Raw genomic sequence first — 12950 nt, forward strand, 5'->3', positions numbered from 1 at the left:
CCGTGTTCAGCTCAGTCTTCATCGCCAACCGCGGCGAGATCGCCGCCCGGGTCGCGCGCACCTGCCACCGGCTGGGCATCGCGGCGACCGTCAGCACCGGCGACTACCTCGACCCCGCCGCCCAGGTCGCCCAGGCCGTGGCGGCCGGTGCCCAGGCCGTGCACCCCGGCTACGGCTTCCTGTCGGAGAACCCCGGCTTCGCCCGTGCGGTGGCCGACGCGGGACTCGCCTGGATCGGCCCGCCGCCCGAGGCCATGGAGGCGATGGCCCGCAAGGACCACGCCCGCGAGATCGCGGTCGCGGCCGGCGTACCCGTCGTGCCGCGCGGTGAGGACGCCGGCTTCCCGGTGCTGGTCAAGGCAGCCGCCGGCGGAGGCGGCAAGGGCATGCGCGTGGTGCGCGACGAGGCCGACCTCGAGGAGGCCAAGGCCGCGGCCGCCCGCGAGGCCCGCAGCGCCTTCGGCGACGACACCCTGCTCATCGAGAAGTACGTCGAGCGGGGCCGGCACATCGAGGTGCAGGTGATGGCCGACGCCCACGGCACCGCGATCCACCTCTGGGAGCGCGACTGCTCGACCCAGCGCCGGCACCAGAAGGTGCTGGAGGAGGCTCCGGCGCCGACGATCACGCCCGAGGTCCGCGCCCTGGTCACCAGCAGCGCCGTCGCGCTGGCCGAGCAGGTCGGCTACCGCAATGCGGGCACGGTCGAGTTCCTGCTCGACGAGAGCACGGGCGAGCCCTACTTCCTGGAGATGAACACCCGGCTCCAGGTCGAGCACCCCGTCACCGAGGCGATCACCGGCCTCGACCTCGTCGAGCTGCAGCTGCGGGTCGCCGCCGGCGAGCCGCTGCCGATCGCCCAGGAGGACGTTGTCGTCGACGGCCACGCCATCGAGGCTCGGGTCTACGCCGAGGACTCCTTCGCCGGCTTCCTGCCGCAGGCTGGGCGCGCGACGTACGTCGAGTGGCCGACCAGCGTCCGGGTCGACCACGCCCTCGAGAGCGGCCAGGTCGTCAGCACGGCGTACGACCCGATGCTCGGCAAGGTGATCGCCCACGCCGCCACCCGCGAGGAGGCCCGCACCGCGCTGGTCGACGCGCTCGACGACACCGCGATCCTCGGGCTGACCACCAACGTCGGCTTCCTCCGCGCGCTCGTCGCCAGCGACGAGTTCCGCGACGCGGTCATCGACACCGCCTGGCTCGACCGGCACGACGTGCCGGCACCGGAGCCCGGCCCAGCCCGCGAGGCCGCCGCCTGGGAGGTGTTCCTCGCCCGCCGCGAGGAGAGCGGCCCCTTCCGCAGCGACGGCTTCCGGCTCGGCGGGGACGCCGCGCCCGTCGTCATCGACCTCGACGAGCGGGTGACCCTCGACGGACCCGAGCCGCACCACCGACCGGTCGTCGACGTCCGCACCGACCACGTCGAGGTCGTGCACCAGGGGCAGCGCTTCGTCTTCGCCCGCCCCGACGTCTTCGGTGACCACGCGGCCGACCTCGGCGACGGCGCGATCACGGCGCCGATGCCGGGCACCGTGCTCGAGGTCCGGGTCGCGGACGGTGCCCGGGTCGAGGCCGGGCAGGTGCTGGTCGTGCTCGAGGCGATGAAGATGGAGCTGGCCCTCAAGGCGCCGTTCGACGGCACCGTCGCCGGCCTGACCGCCACGACCGGCAGCCAGGTCGCGCTCGGTGCCACCCTCCTGGAGGTGACCCCGGATGACTGAGCTCCCGATGACGGTCCGCGCCGACGGCCTGCCGTCGCAGGTCACGATCTACGAGGTCGGCCCCCGCGACGGGCTGCAGAACGAGAAGGCGCTGGTGCCCACCGGCGTGAAGGCCGAGTTCGTGCAGCGGCTGCTCGCCGCCGGCCTCCCGATCGTCGAGGCGACCAGCTTCGTGCACCCGAAGTGGGTGCCCCAGCTCGCCGACGCCGCCGACCTGATGGAGCTGCTCGGCGAGGCCGGCCGCGACTGCCCGGTGCTGGTGCCCAACGAGCGTGGCCTCGACCGCGCCCTCGAGCTCGGCGCCAGGCACGTCGCGATCTTCGGCTCGGCCACCGAGACCTTCGCCCAGAAGAACCTCAACCGCAGCCTCGACGAGCAGTTCGCGATGTTCGAGCCGACCGTGCGTCGGGCGCGCGACGCCGGCCTCGACGTGCGCGCCTACGTCTCCATGTGCTTCGGCGACCCGTGGGAGGGCGCGGTGCCGGTCGACCAAGTCGTCGGCGTCGGCAAGCGGCTCTTCGACCTCGGCGCCAGCCAGCTCAGCCTGGGCGACACGATCGGCGTCGGGACCGCCGGGCACGTGACCGCGCTCGTGGACGGCTTCCGCGGAGCCGGGATGTCCGTGGACCAGCTCGCGATGCACTTCCACGACACCTACGGGCAGGCTCTCGCCAACGCCTTCGCCGCGCTCCGCGCCGGCATCACGACGTACGACGCGAGCGCCGGCGGGCTGGGGGGATGCCCCTACGCGAAGAGCGCCACGGGCAACCTCGCCACCGAGGACCTGGTCTGGATGCTGCGCGGTCTGGGCATCGAGACCGGGGTCGACCTCGACCAGGTCGTCAGCACCAGCGTCTGGATGGCCGGCCACCTCGGACGCCCCAGTCCGTCGGCGGTCGTCCGCGCGCTGGCACAATCTCCCGCATGAGCCGGAAGGTCTACCTGCACATCGGTGCGCCGAAGACCGGCACGACGTACGTGCAGGACCGGCTCTCCCTCAACGCGAAGAGCCTCGCCCGGCACGACGTCCACCTGCCGTCCGCGCCGCTGGTCGACCCCGCTCTCTTCCACTTCCGCGCCGCGCTCGACCTGCTCGACCAGGACTGGGGCGGTCCGGCCGGGCACGCCGAGGGCGGGTGGCCGGCGCTGGTGCGCAAGACCCGGCGCCGCAGCGGCACCGTCGTGGTCAGCCACGAGATCCTCGCCCCCGCGCAGCCCCACCAGGTCGCCCGGGCGATGCGCGACCTCGCCGGCGCCGAGATCCACGTCGTCTACAGCGTCCGCGACCTCGCCCGGCAGGTGCCGGCAGCGTGGCAGGAGAGCATCAAGCAGGGTCGCTCCTGGACCTACGCCAGCTACCTCAACCGGATGGAGCGCGGGAAGGTCTGGTTCAGCCGCGCCTTCGACCTGCCGCGCGTGCTCGGCACCTGGGGCGCCGGGCTGCCGCCCGAGCGGGTCCACGTCGTCACGGTCCCGCAGGCCGGCGACCAGAGCCGGCACGGCGACCCCCTGTGGCTGCGCATGTGCGAGGCCCTGGGCATCGACCCCGCCTGGGCACCGCTCGACAGCGACCGCTCCAACCGCTCGCTCGGCGCCGCCGAGGTGCAGGTGATCCGCAAGCTCAACCGCCGCATGGACCGCGCGGCCCGCCGCGAGGCGACGTACGACGAGCTGATCCGCCAGATGCTGGCCCAGGGCGAGCTGCTCAAGAACGAGTCGGCCACCGTGCGGCTGCCCCCCGACCGGTTCGACTGGGCCGCCGAGCGGGCCGAGCGCTGGATCGAGTGGATCGAGGGCAGCGGCGTGCACGTCGTCGGCGACGTCGAGGACCTCCGGCCGGTGCCGCCGGCCGACGACGATGCCTACGTCGACCCCGACCGGGTCTCCGGCAAGCGCCAGCTCAACGCCGCCCTCGACGCGCTCGCCGCGATGACCCACGAGGCCGCGCGCCGCCAGGACCCGGACAAGGCGCTCGCCGGCCGGGTCCGGGCCGGGGCCGAGCGGCTCCGCGACCGATGACCGGTCCCGACACGCCCGGCATCCGGCGGGCGTGGGGCTGGCTGGCGCACCTCCGCGACGGCGGCACCGTGCCGTGGCAGGACTGGTCCGGCGGCGGTCCCGCGGGCGGGCTGACGCTGCCCGGCGCCCAGCAGCTCGAGCTGCTGCGCCGGCTCAACGAGGCCGGCCCCGTGTCGCCGAGCCTCGCGGTCCGGGTGCTCGAGGCCAGCGCCCCCGGTCGCGGCCGCCCCGACCTGGAGCTCGTCGGTGCCGTCGACCGGCGCCCGTTCGGGCCGCCGCCCGTCGACCCGGCCGACCTGCCCGACGACGAGCTGCTCCGGGTCGCCGGGGCGATCCTGGCCGAGGACGTCGTCGCCGCCGGCCTGCCCGAGCCGGCGCGGCCGCGCACCCCGCGGCCCTGGCGGGCGCGCTACCGCCTGGTCGGCGACCCGGTGCTCGCGGCCCCGCGCCGCGCCGACCTGATCCGCCGCGGGCTGCCCCCGGGCCGCCGCGGCTCGGTCGTCTACGTCCTCGGCACCGACGTCGCGCAGATGACCGTCGACGCCTGGGTCGCGCGCAGCCTGTCCTACGGCGCGCCGCCCTGGCCGGAGTTCCTCGCCGGCGCCCGGCGCCGCGGCACGCTGCCGCCCGCCGCGGACCCGCTGCGGGTCTGCGAGGAGTGGGCGCACGAGGTCGGACGCGCGCGGGTGGCGGTGGTGCTCGACCTCGACGCGCTGCCGCGCCTGCTGCGGGTACGCCGCCCACCGGCGGCCGCGCCCGATCTGTCCGCCGACGCCGTCGACCTGGCCCGCCGGGTCGGGCAGGTGCTCGGCCTGCTGGCGGTCCCGCCGCAGCGCCGCGCCCTGCTGCACGAGGTGCTGGTGCCCCGCCTGGCCGCCCACCCCGGTGCCCCGCTGGTGCTGCCCCAGCGGCACCTGCGCTGGGCCCGCCGGGAGGGCCGCCGCGTCCGCGACGGCCTGCTCGGCGCTGGCTACGCTGTCCACGGCAACCCGGACGGGCTGCTGCCCGTCGCTCGCCACGGCGTCCCGGAGCCCTCGGACGCCGGCGTCCTGGCGCTCGCGATGCGCCTGCTCCTCGAAAAGAAAGCCCCGTGAGTTCCCGAGTCCTGCTGCACGTCGGCACCCCGAAGACCGGCACGTCCTACCTCCAGGACGTGCTGTTCCGCAACCGGCGGGCGCTCGCCTCGGCCGGCATCCTCTACCCCGCCGACCGCTTCGACGCGCACTTCCTCGCCGCGCTCGACCTGATGCGGCTCCCGTGGGGCGGGCTGGAGTCGCAGGCGGTCGGCGCGTGGGACACGCTGGCCACGAAGGTGCGCAAGCACGACGGCACCGCGATCGTCAGCCACGAGATCCTCGCGACGGCGTCGCGGGCGCAGGCCGGGCGGGCGCTGGCCTCGCTGGGGCACGGGTCCGGCACCGAGGTCCACCTCGTCGTCTCCGTGCGCGACCTGACCCGGCAGATCCCCGCCGAGTGGCAGGAGAACGTCAAGCACCGCGCCGCGCTGTCCTACCGGAAGTTCCTCGAGCAGGTCCGCGACCCCCAGCGCGACAGCCGGATCGCCACCTGGTTCTGGGGCGTCCAGGAGCTGCCGGAGCTGCTCGAGCGATGGGGCCACGACCTGCCGCCGGAGCGCATCCACCTGGTCACCGTCCCCCCGCCCGGCGGCCCCCAGCACCTGCTGTGGAAGCGCTTCAGCCTGGCCTTCGGCCTCGACGGCCTCGACCTCGACCTCGAGGCCGAGCGCCACAACCCGTCCCTCGGCGTGCCCGAGACCACGCTGCTGCGCCGGCTCAACCGCGCCGCCAACCACGAGCTCGAGCCTGCCGACTACCGGCCGCTGGTCCGCGAGCTGCTCGCCCACCAGACGCTGTCCCGCCGCCGGGACTCGCCCCGGCTGTCGCTGCCGCCCGAGATGCACCCCTGGGTCCAGGAGGTCACGTCGTCCTGGATCGCCGAGATCGAGCGCCGGGGCTACGACGTGATCGGCGACCTGCACGACCTCGTGGGTGCCCCGCCCGCGTTCGACTACGTCGACCCCGACCACCCCGACGAGGCCCAGGTCGCCGCCGCCGCGGTCGACGCGCTCAAGGCCGTGCTGCTCGAGAGCGCGAGGCTCAAGCGGCGCGAGGGCGAGCTGCAGCACGAGCTGCTGGAGACCCAGAAGGCGCTGGAGCGCAGCTACCTGCGCCCGACGTACCGCTGGCGCGAGCGGACCGTGCGCCGGCTCCAGGGCGGCCGGCTGGGCGGCACCGCGCTCAAGGCCTACCGGCGGTTGCGCGGGCGCAGCTCCCCGGCCGCGTAGGCGCCGACCTGGTAGGTCGCGAGCCCGTCGGCGCCCATGCCGACGACGCCCCCGACGAGTGGCACCTTCCGGACCGCGGCCAGCGCCGCCCGCTTGCCGCCGACCCGGGCGACGAGCTCCGAGGTGACCTCGGCCGACAGCACCCGGGCGATGCCGGGGTCGTGGACCGGGGCCGTCGCGAGCGCCATCGGCGTGGCGGGGATCCTCCTCGCCAGCACCAGCGCGTCGACCTTGTCCTCGCCGAGCAGGCACGCGAGCACCGCGTTCTGGGTGCGCGGGTCCTCGACGTCGTAGCCGTGGAGGTGGGCGATGGCCGCGACCATGCGGATCTGCAGCAGCGCCAGGCCGGTGACGTTCGCCGGGATCGTGACGATCGCCGTGAAGACGCCACCGACGCTGGTGAGCATCCCCTGCGCGCCGGCGAGGCGGACGTGGTCGTCGATGATCCTGCGGGTGGTGCCCGCCTTCTCCGCGGCGACCGCGGCGGGGGCCAGCGGCCCGACGCCGTGGACCGCGCGGTGCAGGGCCTCCCCGACGAACGACGCGTTCAGGTCCGGCGCGAGCGCGGGCAGGCGCGGCACGAGGGCCCGGCCGGCCGCCGCCGTGATGCTGCTGCCCTTGCCCACGTCCCCGATCGTACGGGCCGCCCGTCGCACCTGACCGCAGCGTCGCGATTCGGGCCGGCGTGCGACCGTGCGGTCAGGTGCGACGCAGTCGCGGCTACGGTCGTCCCGTGCCTGCGCCCACCGAGCCCCCGCCGTCGCGCTGGTCGTTCGGCGATCCGGCCGGCTACGACCCGCTCGACGACCTGGTCGGCATCGGCGCCGACCTCGAGCCAGGCACGCTGCTCGCGGCGTACCGCTGCGGGCTGTTCCCGATGCCGTCCGGCACCGCGGGTGACCCGATGTACTGGTTCAGCCCGATCCGCCGCGGCGTGCTGCCGCTCGACGACCTCGTCGTCTCGCGGTCGCTGCGCCGCTCGGTGCGGGAGTTCGAGATCCGTGTCGACACCGCGTTCGCCGAGGTGGTCGCGGCCTGTGCCGATCCGTCGCGGCCGTCGGGCTGGATCGACGACGACATCCGCACGGCCTACCAGCGGCTGCACGACCTCGGCTGGGCGCACTCGGTGGAGGCGTGGCGCGGGGGCCGGCTCGTGGGCGGGCTGTACGGCGTCGCCATCGGCGGCCTCTTCGCCGGGGAGTCGATGTTCCACCGGGAGCGGGACGCGTCGAAGGTCGCGCTCGTCGGGCTCGTCGAGCGGCTGCGCGACCGGCACGCGGCCGCCCGGCTGCTCGACGTGCAGTGGACCACGCCGCACCTGGAGTCGTTGGGCGTCGTCGAGGTGAGCCGGGAGGCCTACCTGCGCCGGCTCGCGCGGGCGCTGCGCGCGCCGCTGCCGGCGGCGCTGTGCGGTCAGACCACCTGAGGTGGCTGGCCGGTCTCGCTGACCATCGGCCGGCCGGCGCCGGCCCAGTCGAGCATGCCGCCGTCGAGGTTGACCGCGTCGTAGCCCTGCTGCTGGAGCCACATCACGGCCTGCGCCGAGCGGCCGCCGACCTTGCAGACCACGAGCGTCTGCGCGGCGGGCAGCTCGCCGACGCGCACGGGCAGCAGCGAGAGCGGGATGTGCACCGCGCCGTCGATGTGGCCGTGCTGCCACTCGACGGGCTCGCGCACGTCGAGCACGGTGAGGCCCTCGGGGAGCGGGTCGGGGACGTTGTCGATGGAGACGGTGGGGATCATTTGAGGAGCTTGCTCATTCTTCGGTCGGCCAGCGGCTTGCCGCCGGTCTGGCAGGTGGGGCAGTACTGGAGGCTGGAGTCGGCGAAGGACACCTCGCGCACGGTGTCGCCGCAGACGGGGCACTTCTCGCCGGTGCGGCCGTGGACCGCGAGGTTGGACTTCTTCTCGCCCTTGAGCTCGCTGGCCGCGAGGCCGCGGCTGCGCTCGACGGCGTCGCCGAGCGTCGTGCGCAGCGCGTCGTAGAGCACCTGCACCTCGTCGTCGGTGAGGTGCCCGGCCGGCTTGAACGGCGACATCCGCGCGGCGTGCAGGATCTCGTCGGAGTAGGCGTTGCCGATGCCCGCGATCGTGCCCTGGTGGCGGAGCACGCCCTTGAGCTGCTTGCCGCCCTCCTTCTGGAGGATCGCCTTGAGGACGTCGACGGTGAAGTCGTCGGTGAGCGGGTCCGGGCCGAGGCTGGCGATGCCGGGCACGTCGTGGGCGTCGCGCACGACGTAGGCCGCGAGGCTCTTGCGGGTGCCGGCCTCGGTGACGTCGAGGCCGGACTGGTCGTCGAGCACCACCCGGAGCGCGAGCGTCGACTTCGTGCTCGGCTTCGGGGGGATCGTGGGCACCTCGTCGCGCCAGCGCACCCAGCCGGCCCGGGCGAGGTGCAGCACGAGGTGGGTGCCCGAGGCGTCGATGTCGAGGAACTTGCCGTGCCGGGTCACGTCGTCGACCAGCGTCCCCTCGAGCGCCGACAGCGGCGGGTCGAAGGTCTTGAGCGCGCTGAACTGGGCCACGTGGATCCGGGCGATGGCGTGCCCGTCGAGCCGGCCCTTCAGGTCGAGGGCCAGCGCTTCCACCTCGGGCAGCTCGGGCACGCGGTCGAGTCTAGGCAGGTCCGCCGACCGCTCAGGTCGTCGACCCGGCCGCCGATCCTCGGGACGGACCTGTCAGCGACACCGGGATCGTCTTGCCACCACCACACTCTCCGGAGCGGTCGACGCTCCTGCCCTGGTACGCCCAGCTGTGGGTGCCCGTCGTCCTCGTCGGCGCGTGCGCCGCCTACCTCCTGCTGCTCGCCGGCGGGTACGTCACCGCGTCGGCGGAGCCGTCCGTGCCCGCCCCGCGGGCTGCGCGCCCGGTCGTCGCGCGGACCCCGGCCCCGGCGCGGGTGGTGGCGGCCGCCGAGCCGCTGAGGGAGCGGCCGAGGCCGGAGCCGCGCGTGGTGACCCGTCCCACGCCGCCCGTCGTCGGCACGCAACCCGTCCCGCCGGTCCAGAGCCGGCCCCTGGCCCGGGCGATCTCCCGGTCGGCGACCGCCGTGCGCCGGGTCGCCGCGGTGAGCGGCTGGACGTTGACGCCGTGGACGGCACCGGTCGCGCGCTACCGGCTCACGGCGCGGTTCGGCGACCACGGGCAGCACTGGGCCGGCACCCACACCGGCCTCGACTTCGCCGCCCCCACGGGTACGCCGGTCGTCGCGGTCGACGCCGGCGTGGTCGTCGCGGCCGGGTGGAACGGCTCCTACGGCCAGCAGGTGGCCGTCCGGCACGCCGACGGCACCGAGACGTCGTACTCACACCTCTCCGGCATCGGCGTCGCCCGCGGCGCCTCCGTGGCCGCGGGCCAGCTGCTCGGCCGGGTCGGGGCCACCGGCAACGTCACCGGCCCGCACCTGCACCTCGAGGTGCGACCCGGCGGCGGCGAGCCGACGGACCCGGAGGACGCGCTGCGCCGGCACGGTGTCCCGATCTCGTGACAGCCGTGGTGGCCGGGGGCATCATGGAGGGGTGCCAGCCGTCCGCCCGCTGCCGGAGCTGGGGTCGATCTATCTCGACGCCCGCGGGGCGGAGCGCGCGCTGCGCGTGAGCTGGCACCACGAGTCCGGCCTGGTGGTGCTCTCGCTGTGGCGCGAGAACGTCTGCGCCGGCTCGTTCCGGCTGGCCATCGACGAGGTGCCGGCGCTCATCGAGCTGCTGCGCGCCGGGCTGGTCCGCGCCTACGACGACGCCCGCGAGCGCCTGGACGACCGGGACGCCGCGACCGCCTGACCCGGCGCGTTGTCTACGGAATCCGCTAGACAGCCGGATACCGTGCGAGCGTGGACCCGATCCGGAACCCCTACGCCCCGGGCGCGGGGCAGCGGCCGCCCGAGCTCGCCGGCCGCGACCGCGAGCTCGAGCAGTTCGAGGTGACCCTGGAGCGCGTGGCCGCCGGCCGGCCCGAGCGCAGCATGGTGCTCAGCGGGCTGCGCGGCGTCGGCAAGACCGTGCTGCTCAACGCGCTGCGTGGCCAGGCGGTACGCCGCGCGTGGGGCACCGGCAAGCTCGAGGCGCGGCCCGACCAGGGCCTGCGGATCCCGCTCGCGCAGGCCGTGCACGCGGCGGTGCGGGAGGTGGCCCACCGGCACCGCGACCCCGACCGGGTCGACGAGGTCGCGGGCGTGGTGAAGAGCTTCGCGCTGCGCGCAGGGCTCGACGAGCGCCGGGCGGCGAGCGCGAAGGGGCCGCGCTGGACGCCGCCGGTCGACGTGCCCGCCGCGAAGGGCCGGGCGGACTCCGGCGACCTCGAGCTCGACCTGGTCGAGCTCTTCACCGACGTGGCCGCCCTGGCGCAGGACCTCGGCGTCGGCGTCGGCATCTTCATCGACGAGATGCAGGACATCGCCACCCCCGAGCTCGCCGCCCTGTGCGGCGCCGGCCACGAGATCAGCCAGCAGGGCGCGCCGCTGCTGGTGGTCGGCGCCGGCCTGCCGCACCTGCCGGTGGCGCTCGCCGCGTCGAAGTCGTACGCCGAGCGGCTGTTCCGCTACGCCTCCGTCGACCGGCTGCCGCGGGAGATGGCCGACCGGGCCTGGACGGTCCCGGCCGCGACCGAGGGCGTCGCTTTCGAGGCCGACGCGCTCGACGAGCTCTACCGGCTCACCGACGGCTACCCCTACTTCGTGCAGGCCTACGGCAAGGTGACCTGGGACGCCGCGGTGGGGAGCCCGATCACCGCCGCCGACGTCCACGAGGCCGCCCCGGCCGCCGAGGCCGAGCTCGCCGTCGGCTTCTTCGGCGCCCGCTACGACCGGGCCACGCCGGCGGAGCGCGACTACATGTCCGCGATGGCCGACCTCGGCGCCGAGCACGGCGACGCCGCCGTCGCGACGTCCGAGATCGCCCGCCACCTCGGCCGGCGGCCACAGTCGCTGTCGCCGGCGCGCGACGGCCTGATCAAGAAGGGCCTCGTCTACGCCGGCGAGCGCGGCAGCGTGGCGTTCACGGTGCCGCACTTCGGCCGATTCCTGCGCTCCCGCTGAGAGGATGGGAGGCGTGAGACCGCAGGTCGTGGCGCACCGCGGCGCCAGCCACGAGAACGCCGAGCACACGCTGCGCGCCTACCTCGCCGCGCTCGACGCCGGCGCCGAGGGTCTCGAGTGCGACGTCCGGCTCACCGCCGACGGTCACCTGGTCTGCGTGCACGACCGCGACCTGCGGCGCACGGCGTACAGCAGGAGCCTGGTCTCCGAGACCGACCTCGCGGACCTGGCGGACCTCGACTTCCACTCCTGGAAGCACCCCTGGGCCGACCTCGACGACGAGGCGCCCGACCCCGACGAGCGGCTCGACCGGGTGCTCACCCTGCGCGCGCTGCTGGAGACCGTGGCGGACTACGACCGGCGGGTCGAGCTGGCGATCGAGACCAAGCACCCGACCCGGTACGGCGGGCTCGTCGAGCGCCGGCTCGCCGAGCTCCTGCGCCAGTTCGGCTGGGACCGGGCGGACTCCCCGGTGCGGGTCATGAGCTTCTCCTACACCGCGCTCCAGCGGATGGAGCGGCTCGCGCGCGGGGTGCCGCTGGTCATGCTCGTCGAGCACGCCCGCAGCTGGACGCTGCTGCGCCGCGTCGTCGGCGCGGACTGGATCGTCGGCCCGGGGATCGCGGAGCTGACCGAGCACCCGCGGCTGGGGCGCCGGATCGCCGACGCCGGGCACGACCTGCACGTGTGGACGGTGAACACCGAGGCCGAGCTGGACCTCTGCCTGGAGCTCGGCGTGAAGGCCGTGATCACCGACCGGCCGGCGTACCTGCTCGACCTGCTCGACCAGCGCGGGCCCGCCGCCGGATAGGTTCAGCGGCATGGCCAAGAAGTCGCGCAGCAAGTCCCGCCCCCAGCAGACCGCCCCGGGGGAGGTCGGCCCCCGGCAGCCCTGCCCGTGCGGCTCCGGCCGGCGCTACAAGGCGTGCCACGGCGCGCCGGGTGGTGCTGCGGCGGTGTTCGTGGGCCGGCCGTTCGAGGGGATGCCGTCGGAGTGCGACGTCGTCGCCCTACGCGAGCTGGTGCCCGCCGCCACCGCGCCGTTGACCCTCAAGGGCGACGCCGACCGCACGGTCACCCTGTGCTCGCTGCTGCCGGCGGCCGTCCCGGCGATGGTGCGCGACAACGGCGAGATCTGGCTCGGCCTGCAGGTGCAGCACAACTTCGGCGACCCCGCCCGCGACCTCGGTGCGGTGCTCGAGGCCGCGCTGGAGCAGGCGGCCGCAGGCGAGTCCGGCGTGGTCGGCCTGCTCGAGGCGCCCGGGGAAGGGCCGCGGCTCCAGGACCTGGTCGCCGACGAGCCGCTGACCGTCACCGTGCACGACGGCTTCGGCTACTGGGTCGCCGACCTGCCCGAGGCCGACCGGCCGGCTGCCGAGGCGGCGCTCGAGCGCGCCAACGACGCCGCCAACCCGACCGCCCGGCTGACGAGCGTGCCGGCGGCGTACTGGACCAACGTCGGCGCCAAGGAGCACCTGCGCTGGGTGATGCCGGAGCCCGAGGGCGCGCTGCTCGACGCGCTCGCCCGGCTGCACGCCGCCGGCAAGGACGTGCTCGTCGAGGGCTCGCGCTTCGTCGGGATGTTCCGCGCCCACGGGCTGCTCGCCCCGGTGTGGGACCTGCCCGTCGGCACCGGCCCCGAGGCCCTCGAGGAGCCGGCGGAGCGCTTCGCCGCCGACCTCGCGGAGGCGCTGGCGAGCACCTCCGACCTGACCGCCGAGGAGCGCTCCGCGCGCGCCGGGCTCGCCAACCGGCAGGTCACGATCCGCTGATCTGGGACCGCTCCCACGGACCCGTCGTGTCGAGTTGTTCCGACGCGTCCGAGGAACATAAGGTCCCTCTGGCCCGGCCGTTGTCGCATCCCCCGTCG

At 75.2% G+C, this 12950-nt stretch carries 14 protein-coding genes; 11 read left to right on the top strand and 3 right to left on the bottom strand.

The window, feature by feature from the left end; genetic code table 11:
* The first annotated feature begins 2 nt into the window (after positions 1–2).
* The 5 genes from HZF07_RS15620 to HZF07_RS15640 are packed head-to-tail and all read left to right on the top strand — an operon-like array spanning position 3 to position 6048.
* On the top strand, positions 3–1724 hold the full coding sequence (locus tag HZF07_RS15620) for an acetyl/propionyl/methylcrotonyl-CoA carboxylase subunit alpha (RefSeq protein WP_181645251.1): 1722 nt from the start codon (positions 3–5) through the stop codon (positions 1722–1724).
* Positions 1717–2652 carry a hydroxymethylglutaryl-CoA lyase gene (locus HZF07_RS15625; protein WP_157342844.1) on the top strand — a complete coding sequence of 312 codons (936 nt, stop codon included), beginning with the start codon at positions 1717–1719 and terminating at the stop codon, positions 2650–2652. Before HZF07_RS15620 ends, HZF07_RS15625 begins: the two co-directional genes overlap by 8 nt.
* Positions 2649–3743, top strand: coding sequence for a hypothetical protein (locus HZF07_RS15630; RefSeq protein ID WP_157342846.1), 1095 nt, complete (start codon positions 2649–2651; stop codon positions 3741–3743). The genes HZF07_RS15625 and HZF07_RS15630 overlap by 4 nt, the downstream gene beginning before the upstream one ends.
* Complete coding sequence (locus HZF07_RS15635) at positions 3740–4837, top strand: hypothetical protein (protein WP_157342848.1); 1098 nt, start codon at positions 3740–3742, stop codon at positions 4835–4837. Before HZF07_RS15630 ends, HZF07_RS15635 begins: the two co-directional genes overlap by 4 nt.
* Positions 4834–6048 (top strand): hypothetical protein, encoded by a 1215-nt coding sequence (locus HZF07_RS15640; protein WP_181645252.1) that lies wholly within the window; start codon positions 4834–4836, stop codon positions 6046–6048. The genes HZF07_RS15635 and HZF07_RS15640 overlap by 4 nt, the downstream gene beginning before the upstream one ends.
* On the opposite strand, the gene HZF07_RS15645 is transcribed toward HZF07_RS15640, so the two are convergent.
* A complete protein-coding gene (locus HZF07_RS15645; protein ID WP_309504780.1) occupies positions 6009–6674 on the bottom strand; it encodes an EcsC family protein in 666 nt (221 codons plus the stop codon). The genes HZF07_RS15640 and HZF07_RS15645 overlap by 40 nt on opposite strands.
* A gap of 107 nt (positions 6675–6781) precedes the next feature.
* Between HZF07_RS15645 and aat the strand changes: the two genes are divergently transcribed.
* Entirely contained in the window at positions 6782–7474 is a 693-nt protein-coding gene (aat, locus tag HZF07_RS15650) for a leucyl/phenylalanyl-tRNA--protein transferase (protein ID WP_181645253.1), read from the top strand.
* On the opposite strand, the gene HZF07_RS15655 is transcribed toward aat, so the two are convergent.
* Entirely contained in the window at positions 7462–7791 is a 330-nt protein-coding gene (locus HZF07_RS15655; protein WP_157342850.1) for a rhodanese-like domain-containing protein, read from the bottom strand. The two genes, aat and HZF07_RS15655, sit on opposite strands and share 13 nt — an antisense overlap.
* Positions 7788–8654, bottom strand: coding sequence for an Fpg/Nei family DNA glycosylase (locus HZF07_RS15660; RefSeq protein ID WP_181645254.1), 867 nt, complete (start codon positions 8652–8654; stop codon positions 7788–7790). The genes HZF07_RS15655 and HZF07_RS15660 overlap by 4 nt, the downstream gene beginning before the upstream one ends.
* Positions 8655–8746: 92 nt before the next feature.
* On the opposite strand from HZF07_RS15660, the gene HZF07_RS24545 reads away from it, so the two are divergent.
* Genes HZF07_RS24545 through HZF07_RS15685 form a run of 5 tightly spaced genes read left to right on the top strand, consistent with a single transcriptional unit; the run spans position 8747 to position 12852 of the window.
* Complete coding sequence (locus tag HZF07_RS24545; protein ID WP_198346407.1) at positions 8747–9535, top strand: M23 family metallopeptidase; 789 nt, start codon at positions 8747–8749, stop codon at positions 9533–9535.
* Positions 9536–9566: 31 nt separating this feature from the next.
* Positions 9567–9827, top strand: coding sequence for a hypothetical protein (locus HZF07_RS15670; protein WP_181645255.1), 261 nt, complete (start codon positions 9567–9569; stop codon positions 9825–9827).
* Positions 9828–9877: 50 nt separating this feature from the next.
* The gene (locus tag HZF07_RS15675) at positions 9878–11080 is read left to right on the top strand and encodes an ATP-binding protein (RefSeq protein ID WP_181645256.1); all 1203 of its coding nucleotides are present in this window, start codon (positions 9878–9880) and stop codon (positions 11078–11080) included.
* 13 nt (positions 11081–11093) lie between these two features.
* Positions 11094–11891 carry a glycerophosphodiester phosphodiesterase family protein gene (locus HZF07_RS15680; protein WP_309504781.1) on the top strand — a complete coding sequence of 266 codons (798 nt, stop codon included), beginning with the start codon at positions 11094–11096 and terminating at the stop codon, positions 11889–11891.
* A 10-nt stretch (positions 11892–11901) separates the two neighbouring features.
* Entirely contained in the window at positions 11902–12852 is a 951-nt protein-coding gene (locus tag HZF07_RS15685) for a DUF5926 family protein (RefSeq protein ID WP_157342854.1), read from the top strand.
* The last annotated feature ends 98 nt before the right edge of the window (positions 12853–12950 follow it).

Origin of the sequence: Nocardioides agri (genome assembly GCF_013778305.1) — a bacterium.
Classification (GTDB): domain Bacteria; phylum Actinomycetota; class Actinomycetes; order Propionibacteriales; family Nocardioidaceae; genus Nocardioides; species Nocardioides agri.